The sequence below is a fragment of the Parendozoicomonas verongulae genome (genome assembly GCF_009711465.1).
GTDB lineage: Bacteria > Pseudomonadota > Gammaproteobacteria > Pseudomonadales > Endozoicomonadaceae > Sansalvadorimonas > Sansalvadorimonas verongulae.
Genome location: NZ_SMME01000719.1, coordinates 1 through 856, shown reverse-complemented (window position 1 = coordinate 856; position 856 = coordinate 1). Strand labels below are relative to the sequence as shown.

Below are 856 nucleotides of genomic sequence, written 5' to 3'. Positions count from 1 at the left end.
TCATATTTTGCATAAAGCGACAACCCTGTTTGTGTGCGTTCAGCTCCGTGGCAGTGCATGTTTCAAAGCAGCGGTCACAGTCTACAAGCCTCTGTAGACACTCTAATTTCTTATGCCGGTAGAGTTTTGATCGAGGAACAGCGTTGTGGCACAGAGTGCAGTTTACTGGGTAACCGTCACAATACTCAAAGTGTTCCGCCATACTTTCCAATAGCATGTCTTCGTCACAAAAAGTACAGTTCACAGGGCGCAGGTTACATTCTTCTTCATGATCAATAATATCTTTTCTCTGCACTGTTTTTGAGCAGTGGCGGCACGAAATTGGTTGGTAGGGGCACTCAGAGAAATGAGAAGAAAATTCCTTGTGACTGTTGGCTTTATAGCCGCATTGATAAGGACATAGTATTTTACTTGTTGTGGTGGCTGCAGGTGTTGTCAGACCTGGTTCAGAGGTTTCTTTTAAGGCGGCAGCAAGAACCAGGGGGTAGAATCTGATCATGCGATCAGCAAACTCTTTTATTTTACCTGGAGTTTGTGGCTGATTAGCTGCCATTTCCAGACATTCAGCCTTAAGCTTTTTGGCTTCAGTCACTGTTTCAAAATCTGCCTCAAGGTTTCCTTCCCTGTAAGGGCGCTTTCGGCATTGCTCCTTATGGGGAGTGAGCTCCCGGCGAGGCAGGGTTTTATCACAGCCATAACTGCAATTTACACGTTCGTCAGCGCAAGACAACCTGTGGTCGTCCAGGTCATTGTACCCCCCTGACCACTTACATTGCTCACCCAGACAGCGAAAGTTGGTATTGTTAAGGGTTAAGAGCCCTCCCTTTACAGTAAACCTGGCTGTGCCCCTGTCTGT

The 856-nt window shown here is 46.7% G+C and carries 1 protein-coding gene; it reads right to left on the bottom strand.

All coding sequences use genetic code 11. From position 1 onward, the window contains the following. On the bottom strand, positions 1–592 hold a 592-nt coding region (locus E1189_RS03810), incomplete at its 3' end, for a zf-TRAF domain-containing protein (RefSeq protein ID WP_196221170.1). Positions 593–856: the final 264 nt, after the last annotated feature.